The organism is Micromonospora sediminicola (assembly GCF_900089585.1).
Taxonomy (GTDB): domain Bacteria; phylum Actinomycetota; class Actinomycetes; order Mycobacteriales; family Micromonosporaceae; genus Micromonospora; species Micromonospora sediminicola.
Genome location: NZ_FLRH01000004.1, coordinates 1,041,252 through 1,057,841 on the forward strand (window position 1 = coordinate 1,041,252; position 16,590 = coordinate 1,057,841).

The 16,590-nt window shown below is 73.9% G+C and carries 14 protein-coding genes; 5 read left to right on the plus strand and 9 right to left on the minus strand.

Annotated elements, in window-relative coordinates; translation table 11 throughout:
• Positions 1-53 precede the first annotated feature (53 nt).
• The 8 genes from ffh to ftsY form a co-directional block, all read right to left on the minus strand.
• Complete coding sequence (gene ffh / locus GA0070622_RS26340) at positions 54-1,607, minus strand: signal recognition particle protein (RefSeq protein ID WP_091580312.1); 1,554 nt, start codon at positions 1,605-1,607, stop codon at positions 54-56.
• A 683-nt stretch (positions 1,608-2,290) separates the two neighbouring features.
• Positions 2,291-2,947: a response regulator transcription factor gene (locus GA0070622_RS26350; protein WP_091580320.1), complete on the minus strand. Its 657-nt coding sequence runs from the start codon at positions 2,945-2,947 to the stop codon at positions 2,291-2,293.
• A complete protein-coding gene (locus GA0070622_RS26355) occupies positions 2,944-4,077 on the minus strand; it encodes a sensor histidine kinase (RefSeq protein WP_091580323.1) in 1,134 nt (377 codons plus the stop codon). The genes GA0070622_RS26350 and GA0070622_RS26355 overlap by 4 nt, the downstream gene beginning before the upstream one ends.
• Before the next feature lie 80 nt (positions 4,078-4,157).
• Positions 4,158-6,413 carry a [protein-PII] uridylyltransferase gene (locus tag GA0070622_RS26360; protein WP_425412782.1) on the minus strand — a complete coding sequence of 752 codons (2,256 nt, stop codon included), beginning with the start codon at positions 6,411-6,413 and terminating at the stop codon, positions 4,158-4,160.
• 26 nt (positions 6,414-6,439) lie between these two features.
• Positions 6,440-6,778 carry a P-II family nitrogen regulator gene (locus GA0070622_RS26365; protein WP_013284578.1) on the minus strand — a complete coding sequence of 113 codons (339 nt, stop codon included), beginning with the start codon at positions 6,776-6,778 and terminating at the stop codon, positions 6,440-6,442.
• A gap of 25 nt (positions 6,779-6,803) precedes the next feature.
• A complete protein-coding gene (locus tag GA0070622_RS26370) occupies positions 6,804-8,213 on the minus strand; it encodes an ammonium transporter (protein ID WP_091580329.1) in 1,410 nt (469 codons plus the stop codon).
• A 165-nt stretch (positions 8,214-8,378) separates the two neighbouring features.
• Positions 8,379-9,242 (minus strand): aminoglycoside phosphotransferase family protein, encoded by an 864-nt coding sequence (locus GA0070622_RS26375; RefSeq protein WP_172967835.1) that lies wholly within the window; start codon positions 9,240-9,242, stop codon positions 8,379-8,381.
• A gap of 8 nt (positions 9,243-9,250) precedes the next feature.
• Positions 9,251-10,432, minus strand: coding sequence for a signal recognition particle-docking protein FtsY (gene ftsY, locus GA0070622_RS26380; RefSeq protein ID WP_091580331.1), 1,182 nt, complete (start codon positions 10,430-10,432; stop codon positions 9,251-9,253).
• Positions 10,433-10,578: 146 nt separating this feature from the next.
• On the opposite strand from ftsY, the gene GA0070622_RS26385 reads away from it, so the two are divergent.
• The 5 genes from GA0070622_RS26385 to GA0070622_RS26405 all read left to right on the plus strand — a co-directional run bounded on the left by GA0070622_RS26385 (position 10,579) and on the right by GA0070622_RS26405 (position 15,552).
• A complete protein-coding gene (locus GA0070622_RS26385; RefSeq protein ID WP_091580335.1) occupies positions 10,579-12,291 on the plus strand; it encodes an alkaline phosphatase D family protein in 1,713 nt (570 codons plus the stop codon).
• A 13-nt stretch (positions 12,292-12,304) separates the two neighbouring features.
• A complete protein-coding gene (locus GA0070622_RS26390; RefSeq protein ID WP_091580338.1) occupies positions 12,305-12,730 on the plus strand; it encodes a MarR family winged helix-turn-helix transcriptional regulator in 426 nt (141 codons plus the stop codon).
• A 117-nt stretch (positions 12,731-12,847) separates the two neighbouring features.
• Complete coding sequence (locus GA0070622_RS26395) at positions 12,848-14,461, plus strand: MDR family MFS transporter (RefSeq protein ID WP_091580341.1); 1,614 nt, start codon at positions 12,848-12,850, stop codon at positions 14,459-14,461.
• Positions 14,462-14,463: 2 nt separating this feature from the next.
• Positions 14,464-14,952, plus strand: a complete 489-nt coding sequence (locus GA0070622_RS26400; RefSeq protein WP_091580344.1) for a universal stress protein — start codon at positions 14,464-14,466, stop codon at positions 14,950-14,952.
• 66 nt (positions 14,953-15,018) lie between these two features.
• Entirely contained in the window at positions 15,019-15,552 is a 534-nt protein-coding gene (locus GA0070622_RS26405; protein WP_091580347.1) for a DinB family protein, read from the plus strand.
• Here GA0070622_RS26405 and GA0070622_RS26410 read toward each other — a convergent pair.
• The gene (locus tag GA0070622_RS26410; RefSeq protein WP_091580349.1) at positions 15,539-16,528 is read right to left on the minus strand and encodes a helix-turn-helix domain-containing protein; all 990 of its coding nucleotides are present in this window, start codon (positions 16,526-16,528) and stop codon (positions 15,539-15,541) included. The genes GA0070622_RS26405 and GA0070622_RS26410 overlap by 14 nt on opposite strands.
• Positions 16,529-16,590 lie beyond the last annotated feature (62 nt).

The window sequence follows — 16,590 nt, forward strand, 5'->3', positions numbered from 1 at the left end:
GGGGCGACATCACCCTAGGAAAGGATGACGTCGCCCACCGTCACCGACACACGTCAGCGCGGGCCGTTGTCGCCGCCCTTGCCGAGCTTGTTGAAGTCGATCTTCGGCAGCTTGAAGCCGGGCGGCAGGCCCTGCCCACCGGCCAGGTCGCCCGGGTCCAGGCCCGGCGGCAGCTGCGGCATGCCGCCCGGGAAACCGCCCGGCACACCGGCGCCGGTACGCGGCCGACCGCCGCCCTTGGTGCCCTTGCGCTTGTTCTTCGGCGACTTGGTCGCCTTGCGCCGGCCGCCGCCGGGCAGGCCCATCATGCCGCCCATCTGCTTCATCATCTTCTGCGCGTCGGCGAAGCGGTTGAGCAGCTGGTTGACGTCCATCACGGTGACGCCGGAGCCGCTGGCGATGCGGGCGCGCCGGGAACCGTTGATGATCTTCGGGTTGGTGCGCTCGGTCGGGGTCATCGACCGGATGATCGCGGTGACCCGGTCGAAGTGCTTGTCGTCCAGCTCGGCGATCTGGTCCTTCATCTGCCCCATGCCGGGCATCATGGCCAGCACGTTGGCGATCGGACCCATCCGCCGGACCGCGATGAGCTGATCGAGGAAGTCCTCCAGCGTGAAGGTCTCCCCACCCATCAGCTTGGCGGTCATCTTCTCCTTCTGATCGGAGTCGAAGGCCGCCTCGGCCTGCTCGATCAGAGTGAGGACGTCGCCCATGCCGAGGATCCGGCTGGCCATCCGGTCGGGGTGGAAGACGTCGAAGTCCTCCAGCTTCTCGCCGGTGGAGGCGAAGAGGATCGGCTGGCCGGTGACCTCCCGGACGGAGAGCGCGGCGCCACCGCGGGCGTCACCGTCGAGCTTGGAGAGCACCACGCCGGTGATGCCGACGCCGTCGCGGAACGCCTCGGCGGTGCGGACCGCGTCCTGACCGACCATGGCGTCGATGACGAAGACGACCTCGTCGGGCTGGACCGCGTCCCGGATGTCCGCGGCCTGCTGCATCATCTCGGCGTCGATGCCGAGCCGGCCGGCGGTGTCCACGATGACGATGTCGCGGGCGGCCCGGCGGGCGTGCTCGATCGAGTCGCGGGCCACCTGCACCGGGTCGCCGACGCCGTTGCCGGGCGCCGGGGCGTACACCTCGACGCCGGCCCGGCCACCGAGCACCTGGAGCTGCCCGACGGCGTTCGGGCGCTGGAGGTCGGCGGCGACCAGCAACGGCTGGTGCCCCTGGGCCTTGAGCCAGCGGGCCAGCTTGCCGGCGAGAGTGGTCTTGCCGGAACCCTGGAGGCCGGCCAGCATGATCACGGTCGGCGGGTTCTTGGCGAACTGCAGCCGCCGGCCCTCGCCACCGAGGATGTTGATCAGCTCTTCGTTGACGATCTTGACGATCTGCTGGGCCGGGTTGAGCGCCTGGGAGACCTCGGCCCCGCGGGCCCGCTCCTTGACGTTCGCGATGAAGCCCTTGACCACCGGCAGGGCGACGTCGGCCTCCAGCAGCGCCATCCGGATCTCGCGCGCGGTGGCGTCGATGTCGGCGTCGGTGAGCCGACCCTTGCCGCGGAGCTTGGTGAAGATCCCGGACAGGCGGTCACTCAAGGTGTCAAACACGCGAACATCCCGTTTGTCGTTTTCGGCGGGCACAGCGGCCGGGCCGGCTGTCCAGCCCACCGTTAGGGTAGCCCGCCGCCCGCACCCCCGCTCCGACCCGGCCGCCCCGCGCCCCGCGCCCCGCGCCCCGCGCCCCGCGCCCCGCGCCCCGCGCCCCGCGCCCCGCGCCCCGCGCCCCGCGCCCCGCGCCCCGCGCCGACGGACGATAAGCCCCCGCACACCCTGTCGAGCTGATAACACCAACAACTCACGTCCACTCGCCGTCACCCCGCCACTGAGTCGTTCCTGCTATCAGCTCCAAAGGCACCGAGAACCCCACACCCGCACCGCACTCAACAAAGTGACGACGACGAGATCCGCCCACCGCCGAAGCGGGCGGGCACGACGGGACCTGCCAACCGCCGACCCCGTCCGGACCCCGCCGACAGCCGTCGACCACAGCGCCCGAGGAGCACCCGCCCGGGGCACGACAACCCCAACACCCTGTCGAGCTGATAGCGGGAACGACTCACGCCCACTCGCCGTCGCCCCGCTACTGAGTCGTTCCTGCTATCAGCTCCAAAGGCACCGGGAACCCCACACCCGCCCCGCGCCCAGCAGGGTGACGACGAGATCCGCCCACCGCCGGCGGCCTTCGGCCGCAGGGCCGCAGGGCCGCAGGACCGCAGGGCCGCAGGGCCGGGTCAGGAGACGACCAGGCCCGACTGGTACGCGAAGACCACCAACTGGGCCCGGTCACGGGCGCCGAGCTTGACCATGGCCCGGCTGACGTGGGTCCGCGCCGTCGCCGGGCTGACCACCAACCGGTCGGCGATCTCGGCGTTGCTCAACCCCTCGCCGACCAGGGCCACCACCTCCCGTTCCCGGTCGGTGAGCGACCCGAGCCGGGGGTGCGGGCGCGGCACCCGGGCCGGGCGGGTGGCGAACTCTCGGACCACCCGGCGGGTCACCGACGGGGACAGCAGCGCCTCCCCCTCGGCGACCAGGCGGATCGCCCGCAGCAGGTCGACCGGGCGGGTGTCCTTGGTGAGGAAGCCGCTGGCGCCGTGCCGGAGCGCGTCGAAGACGTACTCGTCCAACTCGAACGTGGTCAGCACGATCACCCGGGTGCCGGCCAGGGCCGGGTCGCCGACGATCCGGCGGGTGGCCTCGATGCCGTCGACGCCGGGCATCCGCACGTCCATCAGCACCACGTCGGGGCGTTCCCGACGGGCCGCCTCCACGGCGGCGAGCCCGTCGGCGGCCTCGCCGACCACGGACAGGTCGTCCTCGCTCTCCACCAGGGCCCGCAGGCCGATCCGGACCAGGTCCTGGTCGTCGGCGAGCAGTACGCGGATCATGCGACCTCCCGGAGCGGCAGCCTGGCGTGCACCCGGAAGCCACCGGGCGGGGCCGGCCCGGCGCTGAAGGTACCGCCCAGCGCGGTGACCCGCTCGCGCATCCCGGCCAGGCCGAAGCCGCCCGACCGCTCGGGCGGAGTCGTTCCGCCCCGGCCGGTGTCGGTGACCTCCACGGTGACCTCGTCCGAGGCGTACCCGACGCGGACTGCGGCGGTGGCCGGGCCCGCGTGCCGCAGGACGTTCGTCAGCGCCTCCTGCACCACCCGGTACGCGGCCAGGTCCACCGCCACCGACAGCGGGCGCGGCGTCCCGCTCACCTCGACGGTGACCGGCACCCCGGCGCCGGCCAGCCGATCGCGCAGCTGCGGTAGCTGACCCAGCCCCGGCGCCGGCGCGCGCGGGTCGGCGCTCTCCTCGCGCCGGACCACGGTGAGCGTGACCCGCAGCTCGTCCAGCGCCTCCTTGCTGGTCCGGCTGATCGCGGTGAGCGCCGCCTCGGCCTGTTCCGGCCTGCGGCCCAGCAGGTGCAGCGCGATCTCGGCCTGGAGGTGGATCGCGGCGAGCCCGTGGCCCACCACGTCGTGCACCTCGCGGGCCACCCGCAGCCGCTCCGCGTCGGCCAGCCGGCGGGCCTCGTCGCCCCGGGCGCGCGCGGTGGCCTCCCGGCTCAACCGCACGGTGACCCCGACCGCGAACGGCACCACCACCCAGGCGGCGGCGGGCATCACCCCGAGCGGGCCGGCCCGGTGGGCGCCGACCAGCGCGTCGGCGAGCAGCGCCAGCAACGCGGCCCCGCCGGCCACCGCCGCGGTCCGGGTCGCGCGGTGCGCGGCCACCGTGTAGACCGCGACGAACAACGACAGCAGGACCGGGCCGTACGGGTACCCGAGCACCAGATACGCCGTGGTCACGGCGGTGACCACGGCCAACGTCGTGAGCGGCCAACGACGGCGGCCCGCCACCGCGACCGCCGCCACCACGACCAGCGGGTACGCGGCCGGGCCGGGATCGACGCCCTGGACCGCGCCGGCCGCCGCGGTCCCGACCAGCCCGATCGCCAACAGGACCGCCGCGACGAGCCCGTCGGCGACGAGCCTGCGCCACGCGTCACGGTCCGGTGCCAGGTGCATGCTGACCAGAGTGTCCCCCGCCCGGGCGCGACGCGTCGGCCACCGGGCCGATCCCCGCGTACGTCAGCGGACGTAGCCGCTCAGACGGCGGCCAGCACCGCGGCCTCGACGCGGGCCCGTTCCTCGTCCGGTGGCCAGCCGCCGACCAGATAGAACACGTCCACCACGTCGCCGCCCAGGGTGGAGATCCGGGCGGCGCGCACCTGGGCCCCGGCCTCGTCCAGCGCGCAGGCGACCCGGTAGAGCAGCCCGGCCGCGTCGGCGGCGCGCAGCTCCAGCAGCACCGCGTCGGTGGCCGCCTCCCGGTGCCAGACGACCCGGGGCGCCGCCCCCCGGCTCCGCGCCGCCAGGGCCCGGCCGCGTAGCCGTTGGGTGACCGAGACGTCGCCGGTGACCGCGCGGCGCAGGTCGGCGCTGAGCGCGATCGGGTCGGGGGCCAGCCCGTAGCGCGGCTGCACCCGGCACTCGACCAGCGCGCGGTCGTCGACCGTGGCGGCGTCCGCCGAGATCACCTCCAGCCGGTGCAGGGCCAGGCATCCGGCCACCGTGGCGAGCAGCCCCCGCCGGTCGGCCGCGGCCACCGACACCCGGTCCTCCCCCAGGTGTACGACCGGCAGCGGCCCCGCCAGCAGCGCCGGGTCGGGGGCCGGCGGGGCCGGCACCACCCCGGTGTCCAGGGTGGTCCGCACCCGGGCGACCAGCTCCGCGATCAGCCGGCCCTTCCAGCCGGACCAGGCGGCCGGGCCGGTGGCGGCGGCGTCCGCCCGCACCAGCGCGTGCAGCAACTCCAGGGTGGTGGTGTCGCCGACCCGCTCGGCGACCCCGGCGACTGTCTTCGGGTCGGACAGGTCCCGTCGGGTGGCCACGTCGGGCAGCAGCAGGTGCAGCCGGACCAGGGTGCCGATCAGCGCCGCCTCGGGCGCGGGCAGCCCGATCCGGGTGGCCACCGCCTCCGCGAGCGGCGCCCCGACGGTCGAGTGGTCTCCGGGCAGTCCCTTGCCGATGTCGTGCAGGAACGCGCCGAGCAGCAGCAGATCGGGGCGCTCCACGTCGCGGGTGTGCCGGCTCGCCTCGTACGCGGCCTGCACCAGGTGCCGGTCCAGGGTGAACCGGTGCACCGGGTTGTGCTGGGGCAGGCTGCGCAGCCGGGTCCACTCGGGCAGCCAACCGTCGACCAGCCCGTACCGGTCGCAGGTCTCCCAGGTGGGCACCAGGCCGGGACCGGCGCCGAGCAGGGTGATCAGCGCGGCCCGGGCGGCCGGCGGCCAGGGCGCGGGCAGCGGCGGGCAGTACGCCGCCAGCCACTCGCAGGTGGCCCGGGCGATGGGCAGCCGGGTGGTGGCCGCCGCGGCGGCGACCCGCAGCGACAGGCTCGGGTCGGGGCGGGCGCCGATCGCGGTGCGGGCCAGCACCAGCTCGCCGTCCTGCTCCACCACGTCGCGGGCGACCGGGCGGCGCAGCGGTCGGCCGGGCGCGGCCCGGTGCCGGCCGGACCGGAGCCGGTCGGCGGCCCGCCAGGCGTCGTCGAGCGCGTGGCTGACGGTCCGCGCGTCGCCGGCGACCAGCCGCAGCAGCGCGTCGCCCTCGTCGACGCCGAGGAGCTTCGCCACGCCGTCCCGTTCCTGGGCGACCAGGCGGTCGACCCGGCGGCCGACCTGGTGGTGCAGGGCGTCGCGGGTGTCCAGCAGTCGCCGGTGCGCGGCGTGCACGGCCGGGCGGAGCGCGTCGGTGACGCCGGCGGTGGCGATGGCCCGCAGGATGCCGACGTCGCGCAGCCCGCCGGCGGCCTCCTTGAGGTCGCCCTCCAGCAGGAACGCCAGCTCGCCGTGGGCCTCCCAGCGGGCCGTGGTGATCTCCCGCAGGCCGGGCAGGTGTCGGATCGCGGTGCGCCGCCAGTGGTCGGTGGCGGTGCGGGCGAGCTGGTCGGTCAGCGCCGGGTCGCCGGCCACGTGTCGGGCGTCGAGCAGGCCGAGGGCGACCTTGACGTCGTCCTGGGCCACCGACAGCGCCTCGGCGACCGTGCGCACCGAGTGGTCCAGCCGCAGCCCGGCGTCCCAGACCGGATACCAGAGCGAGGCGGCCAGCTCGTCGATGCCGGGCACCCCGGCGTGCAGCAGCACCAGGTCGAGGTCGCCGTAGGGGGCGCACTGGCGGCGGCCCAGCCCGCCCACCGCGACCAGCGCGACGCCGGGCCGCTCCGGGAAGATCCGGCGCAGCCAGGTGTCGAGCGCGTCGGCGCGGGCGGACCGGGCCGCCGCGCCGATGCCTGCGGGTACGCCGGCGACCTCGTTGACCACGGGCGGGCCGCCCCCGGTGGGGCCGGTCTCCGTGGTCAACGAGGTCACGTCGGTGGGTCCCGTCGTCAGAGGGCGTCGAGCCCGCGCTCGCCGGTACGCACCCGGACGACCTCCTCGACGCCGGTCACCCAGACCTTGCCGTCGCCGATCTTGCCGGTCCGGGCGGCGCCGACGATCGCGTCCACGATCTTGTCGACGTCCATCTCGTCGGTGAGCACCTCGACCCGGATCTTGGGCAGGAACTCGACCGTGTACTCGGCACCCCGGTAGACCTCGGTGTGCCCCTTCTGCCGGCCGTAGCCCTGGACCTCGCTGACGGTCAGCCCGGCCACGCCGAGGGCGTGCAGGGCTTCCTTCACCGCGTCCAGCTGGTACGGCTTGATGACCGCGGTCACCAGCTTCATGTCCAACCCCTCCATCCCAGGAACGTTAACCGGCGACCTTCTCGCTGACCGGCGCGGCGGACTCGTCCGCCTCGTCGGCGGGCTCCGGGGTCGGCTTGGCGCCGCCGATCCCGGCCATGGCGAACGCGCCGCCGCTGCTGCCCGTGGTGGGCGACAGGTCGTACGCGCTCTCCGCGTGCTCGGCGACGTCGATGCCGTCGACCTCGGCCTCGGCCGACACCCGGAAGCCGATCGTCTTCTCGATGGCGAAGGCGAGCAGCCAGGCGACCCCGGCCGACCAGACGGTGACGATCAGACCGGCCAGCGCCTGCCGGCCGAGCTGGGTCAGGCCGCCGCCGTAGAACAGGCCGTCGGAGGCGCCGACCACGTCGCTGATCGCGCCGTTGACGGAGTTGGTGGCGAAGAGGCCGAGCCAGAGCGACCCGATCCAGCCGCCGACGAAGTGCACGCCGACCACGTCGAGGGAGTCGTCGTAGCCGAGCTTGTACTTCAGGCTGATCGCGAGCGCGCAGACCGCGCCGGCGACGAGACCCAGCAGGACCGCCGCCCAGGGGGCGATGAAGCCGCAGGCCGGGGTGATGGCGACCAGGCCGGCGACCGCGCCGGACGAAGCGCCGACCATGGTCGGGCGGCCGTCCTTGATCCGCTCGACCAGCAGCCAGCCGAGCACCGCCGCGGCGGTGGCGAGCTGGGTGTTGAGGAACGCCAGGCCGGCCACCGAGTCGACGGTCAGCTCGGAGCCGGCGTTGAAGCCGAACCAGCCGAACCAGAGCAGACCGGCGCCGAGCGCGACCAGCGGGATGTTGTGCGGCTTCATGCCCTCGCGGGGCCAGCCGATCCGCTTGCCGAGCACCAGGGCCACGCCGAGCGCCGCCGCACCGGCGTTGATGTGCACCGCGGTGCCGCCGGCGAAGTCCAGCGCGTGCAGCTTGGCGCCGATGATGCCGCCGCCCCACACCCAGTGCGCGACCGGGAAGTAGACCAGGGTGGCCCAGCCGAACGCGAAGAGCAGCCAGCCGGCGAACTTGGCCCGGTCGGAGATCGCGCCGCTGATCAGCGCGACGGTGATCACCGCGAAGACCATCTGGAACGCCATGAACACGTAGAGCGGAACGCCGATGCCGCTGGGGTTCTCCGCCGTGGCGCCCCAGAGGTCGGTCTCGGCCAGGAACGTCTTGGTGCCGAGGTAGGCGCCGGGGTCACCCCAGAGCCCGTTGACGTCGCTGCCGAACGCGACGCTGAAACCGTAGAACCACCACAGAACAGAGATGAGCCCGATGGCCGAGAAGCTCATCATCATCATGTTGAGCACGCCCTTGGACCGGTTCAGACCGCCATAGAACAGCGCCAGCCCGGGGGTCATGAGCAGCACGAGAGCGGTCGAAACCAGCAGCCAAACGGTGTTGCCGCCGTCGATCGTCGGTGCTTCAGGCACGCTGGCCTCCTAAAGGTGAAGTTCCCTCCTTCGCGGCTTCCGGGGCAGCGTCGCCCGTACGCCGGTTGCGCGGAAGCTTTGTCGGCCGCTGTTTCCTTCACCGACACCGCTCGATTTCCGACACGTGACGGGTTGTTTCCGGCGTGTGACGAACGCCGATCTTGCTCAGCGCAGCGCGTACTCCAGGTGGTGCCGCTCGTAGTCGAGCAGGCGCAGGTCCCGCATCGGCCGGCGCAGGTGGCCCTTGTGCACGATCCGGACGAACGCCGGTTCACCGGCGGCGGCCATCCGCCGGATGCCCTCGACGTGGTCGACGATGCGCTTGCGGATGGTGCGGATGAGCCGGTGCCGGTCGCGCGGGATCAGCCCGTACGCGTCGGCGAACAGACGCAGCCGGCGCGGCCGGTCCGGGCGCTTCCAGCCGAGCGTGATCGAGTCGCGGTCGGAGAAGATCGGCACCCAGGTCCACGCCGCGTACGCCACGTCGTAGATCCGGGCGCCGGGCGAGGCCAGGTCGAAGTCGATCAGCCCGAGCGTGCCGTCGGGCCGCCAGATCACGTTGTGCGGCGCGGCGTCGTGGTGGCAGATGACCTCGGTGTCCGGCGGGGGCGGCCCGAACGAGCGCCAGACCGCGCCGGGCGGCGGGGTGAAGCCGTACTGGGCGTCGTGGAACATCCGCAGCATGGTGGCCACGGTGACCAGGGCCTCGTCGGTGACCCAGTGCGGGGCGAGCGGGTATTCCCCGCACTCCCCCTCCAGGTACGACAGGACCTCCCGGTTGCGCTCGTCCATGCCGAGCGCGCGGGGCGCGCCGGTGAAGCCGACGTATTCCAGGTGGCGCAGCAACGCGTGCACCGAGGGGGTCCACGGGCCCGCGTTGCGCCGGACCGTGTCGCCCACGCGGACCACGGTGCTCACGTTCCCGCCGTGCAGCGGGATCTCCTGCGAAGTCACGTACGGTCTCCCGAGGCGTGGCGACGGGTGGCTGGGGTCGCGCCACCCCGCGTAGGCGCGATCGTCAGTCGTCACGGGAGAGGCTACGCGTCCCGGGCGAGCGGCTCGGTCCCGAGCAGCGCGTCGACGAACTGCGCCGGGTCGAACGGGGCCAGGTCGTCCTTGCCCTCGCCGAGGCCGACGAGCTTGACCGGGATGCCGAGCTTGCGCTGCACGGCGATCACGATGCCGCCCTTGGCGGTGCCGTCGAGCTTGGTCAGCACCACGCCCGTGACGTTCACCGCCTCGGTGAAGACCCGCGCCTGCTCCAGGCCGTTCTGGCCGGTGGTGGCGTCGAGGATCAGCAGCGTCTCGTCGATCGGGCCGTGCTTCTCCACCACCCGCTTGACCTTGCCCAGCTCGTCCATCAGGCCGACCTTGTTCTGCAGCCGGCCGGCGGTGTCGATGAGCACCGTGTCCACGCCGGTGTCGATGCCGCGCCTGACCGCGTCGAACGCGACGCTCGCCGGGTCGGCGGCCTCCGGGCCGCGGACCGTCTCGGCGCCGACCCGGCCGCCCCAGGTCTCCAGCTGGTCGGCGGCGGCGGCCCGGAACGTGTCGGCGGCGCCGAGCAGCACGGTGCGGCCGTCCGCCACCAGCACCCGGGCGATCTTGCCGCAGGTGGTGGTCTTGCCGGCGCCGTTCACGCCGACCACCAGCACGACCGCCGGGACGCCCTCCTTCGGCGCGGTGCGCAGCGACCGGTCCAGGCTCGGGTCGAGCGCGTTGACCAGCTCGGCGGCGAGCAGCGTCCGCAGTTCGTCGGTGGTGCGGGTGCCGAGCACCCGGGTCCGCTCCCGCAGCCGGTCGACGATCTCGCGGGTGGAGTCGACGCCGACGTCGGCGGTGATCAGGCTGTCCTCGATCTCCTCCCAGGTGTCCTCGTCGAGCCGGTCCCGGCTGAGCAGGCCGAGCAGGCCCTTGCCGAAGGCGTTCTGCGAGCGGGACAGCCGGGAGCGCAGCCGGACCAGCCGGCCGGCGGTGGGTTCGGGCACCTCGACCGGGGGCGCCTGCACCGGCGGGGCCTCGACCACCACACCGGTGGTGAGTTCCGACTCCGGGGCCTCGACCGGCGGGCCGGCCAGATCCTCCTCGGCGCGGGTGTCGACCTCCGTCTCGGGCAGCGGCGGCTGCGGGCGCCGGCGCAACCGGGGCACCACGAGGCTCAGGCCGCCGATGATCAGCACGCCGAGCAGGGCGAGAGCGACGAGGAGGTATTCCTTCATGCCCGAAATCCTGTCAGATGCCGGCGACGGCGTCCCACTCACCGCCTCGGCACGCGAACAACCTGCGGGTACGCTCGCGGCTGGAAGGCGTACCGCAACCGCCGGCCGGGTAGGAAGAGCGAAACGATCTTGTCGGAGGTAACGTCGTGCCCGGTTCCCGCCTGCTCATCGGCCCACTGCTGCGACGGGTCGTGGACACGCGGGCGACGATCTGGGTGGAGACGAGCGCGCCCGCGGTGGTCACCGTCCGCACGGGCGACGGCGCCACCGGCAGCGCCCCCACCTTCTCCGCGTACGACCACCACTACGCGATCGTCGTGGTGACCGGGCTCACCCCGGACAGCGTCACGGAGTATGAGGTGCTCGTCGACGACGAGGTGGCCTGGCCGCTGCCGGGTGACGCGTTCCCGCCCAGCGTGATCCGCACCCGCGCGGCCGACGACGCCGACCAGCCGGTCAGTCTGCTCTTCGGCTCCTGCCGGGAGACCACCCAGCACTCCACCGCGCGCAAGCTGCCGCCGGACGCGCTGGACGCGTACGCCCGGCGGGTGATGGCCGCGCCCGACGAGGCCGCGCTGCCCGACCTGCTGGTGCTGCTCGGCGACCAGGTCTACGCCGACGAGACGTCGCCGACGGTGCGCAAGCTGCTCAAGCGGCGCCGGCGGCGGCCGAAGGACGCCCCGGCTACCCAGGTGGTCAGCTTCGACGAGTACACCAAGCTCTACCTGGAGTCGTGGCGCGACCCGGAGATCCGCTGGCTGCTCTCCACCGTGCCGAGCGTGATGATCTTCGACGACCACGAGGTGATCGACGACTGGAACACCTCGCAGTCCTGGCGCGCGGACATGCGCGAGGAGCCGTGGTGGGCCGAGCGGATCCGCAGCGGCCTCGCCTCCTACTGGGTCTACCAGCACCTGGGCAACCTCAGCCCGGACGAGATCGCCGCCGACCCGGTGTACGCGAAGGTGGTCGCCGCCGAGGACGCCACGAGCGTGCTGCACGAGTTCGGCGAGCGGGTCGACAAGGAGGCCGACCTGGCGCACGACACCGAGCGCTGGCGGGCCGTGCAGTACCAGTGGAGCTACGCGCTGGACCTGGGCCGGACCCGGCTGGTCATGCTGGACAACCGGTCCAGCCGGGTGCTCCAGCCGGGCAACCGGGCGATGCTGCCGCCGGGCGAGTGGTCGTGGTTCCTCGACCAGGCGCACGGCGTCTACGACCACCTGGTGGTGGGCAGCTCCCTGCCCTGGCTGCTGCCGCCGGGCATCCACCACGTGGAGACGTGGAACGAGCGTCTGGCCGACTCCGGCCGTCCCTGGGTGGCCCGGCTGGCCGAGCAGATGCGCCGGGCCTGGGACCTGGAGCACTGGGGCGCGTTCCGGCGCTCCTTCGAGGCGCTCGGCGAGCTGTTCGCCCGGCTGGGCAGCGGCACCGCGCCGCGCACCGGGGCGCGGGTGGGCGCCGGGCCGGCGTACGCCCGACCGGCCTCGATCAGCGTGCTCTCCGGCGACGTGCACCACTCGTACGTGGCCCGGGCCCGGTTCGCCGACCGGTCGGTGAAGACGCCGGTGCACCAGCTCACCTGCTCACCGATCCACAACCAGGTGCCGGCCGCGATGCGTCCGCTGATGACGCTCGGCTGGAACCCGGGGCCGTCCGGGGCGGCCCGGGCGCTGGCCCGCTCGGCCGGGGTACGCCGGCCGCTGGTGCGGTGGCGGAAGCTGGCCGGGCCCTACTTCGGCAACGCGGTGGCCACGCTCACCCACTCGGGCCGGTCGGCCGCCGTGGTGATCGAGGGCACCACCAGCGAGGGCGAGTTGCGACCGGTGGCACGCCAACAGCTCAGCGACGGCGAGTGAGTACCCTCTGAGCGTGGACGAGACGCTGCGCGCCGTGGAACACGAGTTGACCGCGTTGCTGCGTCGGGGCCGGGCGCTGTCCTGGGAGATCGCCCGCGAGGTCCACCCGAACCTGGAGCCGAACGCCTACGGCCTGCTGCTCTGGTTGCGCCGCTCGGGCTCGATCCGGCTCACCGACCTGGCGGTGAAGCTGGGCATCGGCAAGGGCACGTTGAGCCGGCAGATCGGTGGCCTGGAGGCGTTGGGCCTGGTCCGCCGCGACCCGGACCCGACCGATCGGCGGGCCGCCCAGCTCAGCCTCACCGAGGAGGGCACCCGGCGGTTCGACGCGGCCCGGGCGGCCCGACTCGGGCAGATCCGGCGTTCGCTGGAGAACTGGCCGAAAGAGGATGTGGCGGACTTCGCCCGGTTGATGCACCGGTTCAACGAGACGTTCTGACCCGCCCGTCCGGGGAATAGGAGCCGCGCCACTCGCGGTTGTTGCTTGAGGCAACCAAGCCATACGGTTGCCCGAGGCAACCCCCCGTTCCCTCTCCTTCCCCGGAGGCACTCCACGATGACGCAGGCGACAGCGCCCCGCCCGGCGACCGCCGTCGACATGTCCCACCGGCAGATCCTGGAGGCCCTCTCCGGCCTGCTGCTGGGCATGTTCGTCGCGATCCTCTCCTCCACGGTCGTCTCGAACGCGCTGCCGCGGATCATCACCGACCTGCACGGCAGCCAGTCCGCGTACACCTGGGTGGTCACCTCCACCCTGCTGGCCACCACCGCCACCACCCCGATCTGGGGCAAGCTCGCGGACCTGACCAGCAAGAAGGTCCTGGTCCAGCTCGCCCTGACGGTGTTCGTGCTCGGCTCGGTGCTCGCCGGACAGGCCCAGACCACCGGCGAGCTGATCGCCTGCCGCGTGGTGCAGGGCGTCGGCGCCGGCGGCCTCACCGCGCTGGCCCAGGTGATCATGGCGACGATGATCGCCCCGCGGGAGCGCGGCCGGTACAGCGGCTACCTCGGCGCGGTCATGGCCGTCGGCACCATCGGCGGCCCGCTGATCGGCGGCGTGATCGTCGACACCGACTGGCTCGGCTGGCGCTGGTGCTTCTACGTCGGCGTGCCCTTCGCCGTACTCGCGCTGGTCGTGCTCCAGAAGACGCTGCACCTACCAGTGGTCAAGCGCAAGGTCACCATCGACTGGTGGGGCGCCACCCTGATCACCGCCGCCGTCTCGCTGCTGCTCGTCTGGATCACCCTGGCCGGCGACCGGTACGACTGGATCTCCTGGCAGAGCGCGGTCCTGGTGGCCGGAGCGGTGCTGCTCGGGGCGCTCGCCGTCCGGGTCGAACAGCGCGCCGCCGAGCCGATGATCCCGCCCCGGCTGTTCCGCAACCGCACCATCACCCTCGCCGTGGTCGCCAGCGTCGCGGTCGGCGTCGGCATGTTCGGCGCCTCGGTCTTCCTCGGCCAGTACTTCCAGATCGCCCGCGGCGAGAGCCCGACCATGTCCGGCCTGATGACGCTGCCGATGATCGGCGGCCTGCTGGTCGCCTCGACCGTGGTCGGCCGGATCATCACCAGCACCGGCCGCTGGAAGCGCTGGCTGGTGACCGGCTCGGTGCTGCTCACCGCCGGCTTCGCGCTGATGGGCAGCATGCGCGCGGACACGCCGTACTGGCGGCTCGCGGTCTTCATGGCGCTGATCGGGCTGGGGCTCGGCATGACCATGCAGAACCTGGTGCTGGCCGTGCAGAACACGGTCGGCGCGCACGAACTCGGCGCGGCCAGCTCGGTGGTGGCCTTCTTCCGCAGCCTCGGCGGCGCGGTCGGCGTGAGTGCGCTCGGCGCGGTGCTCGGCCACCGGGTCAAGGACTACCTGGCCGACGGCCTGAGCCGGCTGGGCGTGCCGGCCTCCGGCTCGGGCAGCGGCGGCGCGCTGCCGGACGTGCACACCCTGCCCGCCCCGATCCGCGCCGTGGTCGAGTCCGCGTACGGGCACGGCGCGGGCGACATCTTCCTGGCCGCCGCCCCGTTCGGGCTGCTCGCCCTGATCGCCGTGGTGCTGATCCGGGAGGTGCCGCTGCGCCGCAGCAACGACCCGGTCGCGACCGCTGTCGACCGGGAGTCGACGGTCGCCGCCGGCGCCGCCGCGGTGGTCCGCACCGGAGGACGGGACTGACGATGGACGCACCGGAGCGTGAGCGGTACGGGCCGCAGACCCGTCCGCTGCCCTTCGAGCGGGGCACCGACGGGCCCCGGGTGGTGCTCGTCGGCGTGGACGGCAGCCGCACCTCACTGCGGGCCGCCTCCTACGCCGCCGGGCTGGCCCGCCGGCAGGGCGCCGGACTGGTGGTGGTGTTCGTCAGCTCGCCCGCGCCGTACAGCGGGATCATGTCCGGCGTGGTGGCCGGCGCGGTCCAGCAGACCCACGACGAACTGGCCGACGAGCTGCGGGCCGAGTGCCGGCGCGGGGCCGAGGAGCTGGACCTGCCGGTGACGTTCCTGAGCCGGCGCGGCGACGCGTACACCGAGCTGTGCCGGGCGGCCGACGAGCACCGCGCGGACCTGGTCGTGGTCGGCTCCTCCGAGCAGGCCGGCCACCGGTTGGTCGGCTCGGTCGCCACCCGGCTGGTGCGCGCCGGACGGTGGCCGGTCGTCGTGGTGCCCTGAGGGGTAAGGAAGGGCCCCCTTTTAACGCCTCGCGCTGTACCGGGGCCCCCTCTTACCATCGCCGGGATGACAACCTGGACCGCACCTGATGTCGACCGCCGCCACGAGCCCTACGTCGCCGACGAGCGCGCCATGCTGCAAGGCTGGCTGGACCTGCACCGCGACACCCTGCGGCACAAGTGCGCCGGGCTCACCGCCGAGCAACTGCGCACCCGCAGCGTCGAGCCCTCCGGGCTGACCCTGCTCGGCCTGGTGCGGCACATGGCCGACGTGGAGCGCTGGTGGTTCCGCGTCCGCGCCGCCGGCCTGGAGCTGCCCGACATGTACGACTACGACAAGGACCCGGACGCCGACCTCAACGACATCGCCGACGCCGACCCGGCCGAGGCGCTCGCCACGCTGGAGGCCGAGATCGACGCGGCCGACCGGGCGGTGGCCGACCTGCCGCTGGAGCACACGTTCCGGCGCGCCCGGCGCGACGGCGGCAGCGACGAGATGAACCTCCGCTGGGTCTATGTGCACATGATCGAGGAGTACGCCCGGCACAACGGCCACGCCGACCTGATCCGCGAGCGCATCGACGGCGTCACCGGGGCCTGACCCCGGCCGGGGCGCCCGCCCGCAGCACCTGCTCGCCCAGCGGGGTGAGGCAGTGCCGCACCGCAGAGCCGTCCCGCCGCGTGGTGATCAGCCCGGCGGCCCGCAGGGTCGCCGCGTGCTCGCTGGCCGTGGCGGCGGAGACGCCGACGCGACGGGCGAGCTGGGAGGTGCCCGGTGCGTCGGCGGTCGCCGCCAACACGGCCGCCCGGGTGCGCCCGAGCAGGTCCGCCAGCGGCGCCCCGGGCCCCAGCTCACGCCGCCCCGGCCGGATCGGATACACCAGCACCAGCGGGCCGCCCGGGTCCGCCAGCAGGTAGGGCTGCGGGGCGAGGTGGCAGGGCAGCAGGGTCAGGCCCCGGCCGCCCGCGGCCACCTCGACGTCGTCGGCGACCGCGCACCGGTAGGACAACGCGTACCGCTCGCCCGTCTCGGCCCAGGCCAGGTACGGGCTGAGGTCGCGCAGCACCCGGTCGAGGCCGCCGGCCGCCAGCGTGTGGCCGCGTACCGCCCGGTCGGCGCGTACCGCCGCCTCGATCTCCGCCCAGTAGGGCGCGAGCGCCACGCCGTGGAAGGCGCGCATCGCGGCCCGCAGCCGGGCCCGGGCGGCGGGCTCCCCGGCGGCCAGCGGCGCCACCCGGGCGGGCAGCGCGCCGGACGCCACCAGCGGGCCCAGTTCGGCGGCGAGCACCTCGTCCGGGACGCCGGCGACCCGATCCAGCAGGGCGTCGAGGTCGCCGTCGAACACCGGCGGGGTCACCAGGTCCGGCACCAGATGGGGCGTCCGGCACAGGTCCAGGTAGGGCCGCATCTCGGGGCGCAACGCCGCCCGGGTCCGGGACCGCCAGCCGGCGAGATGCTCCGGCACGTCCGCCAGGACCAGCCGCTGGGCGGCCATCGCCAGCTCGACCAGCACCGCCGGATCGGACCGCAGGACCGTGCGGCTCAGGTCGGTGGCGTTGAGCCGCACTGTGGTCACCGGCGCACGGTAGCCACCTTTCGGCCCGTACCGAAAGGGGCTACCGGGCGGGTCGGCGCCGC

Coding starts and splice junctions, on each gene's coding strand:
- GA0070622_RS26365 (WP_013284578.1), bottom strand. CDS start 6,778: ATGAAGCTGGTGACCGCGGTCATCAAGCCGTACCAGCTGGACGCGGTG.
- GA0070622_RS26395 (WP_091580341.1), top strand. CDS start 12,848: ATGACGCAGGCGACAGCGCCCCGCCCGGCGACCGCCGTCGACATGTCC.
- ftsY (WP_091580331.1), bottom strand. CDS start 10,432: ATGAAGGAATACCTCCTCGTCGCTCTCGCCCTGCTCGGCGTGCTGATC.
- GA0070622_RS26350 (WP_091580320.1), bottom strand. CDS start 2,947: ATGATCCGCGTACTGCTCGCCGACGACCAGGACCTGGTCCGGATCGGC.
- GA0070622_RS26400 (WP_091580344.1), top strand. CDS start 14,464: ATGGACGCACCGGAGCGTGAGCGGTACGGGCCGCAGACCCGTCCGCTG.
- GA0070622_RS26405 (WP_091580347.1), top strand. CDS start 15,019: ATGACAACCTGGACCGCACCTGATGTCGACCGCCGCCACGAGCCCTAC.
- GA0070622_RS26355 (WP_091580323.1), bottom strand. CDS start 4,077: ATGCACCTGGCACCGGACCGTGACGCGTGGCGCAGGCTCGTCGCCGAC.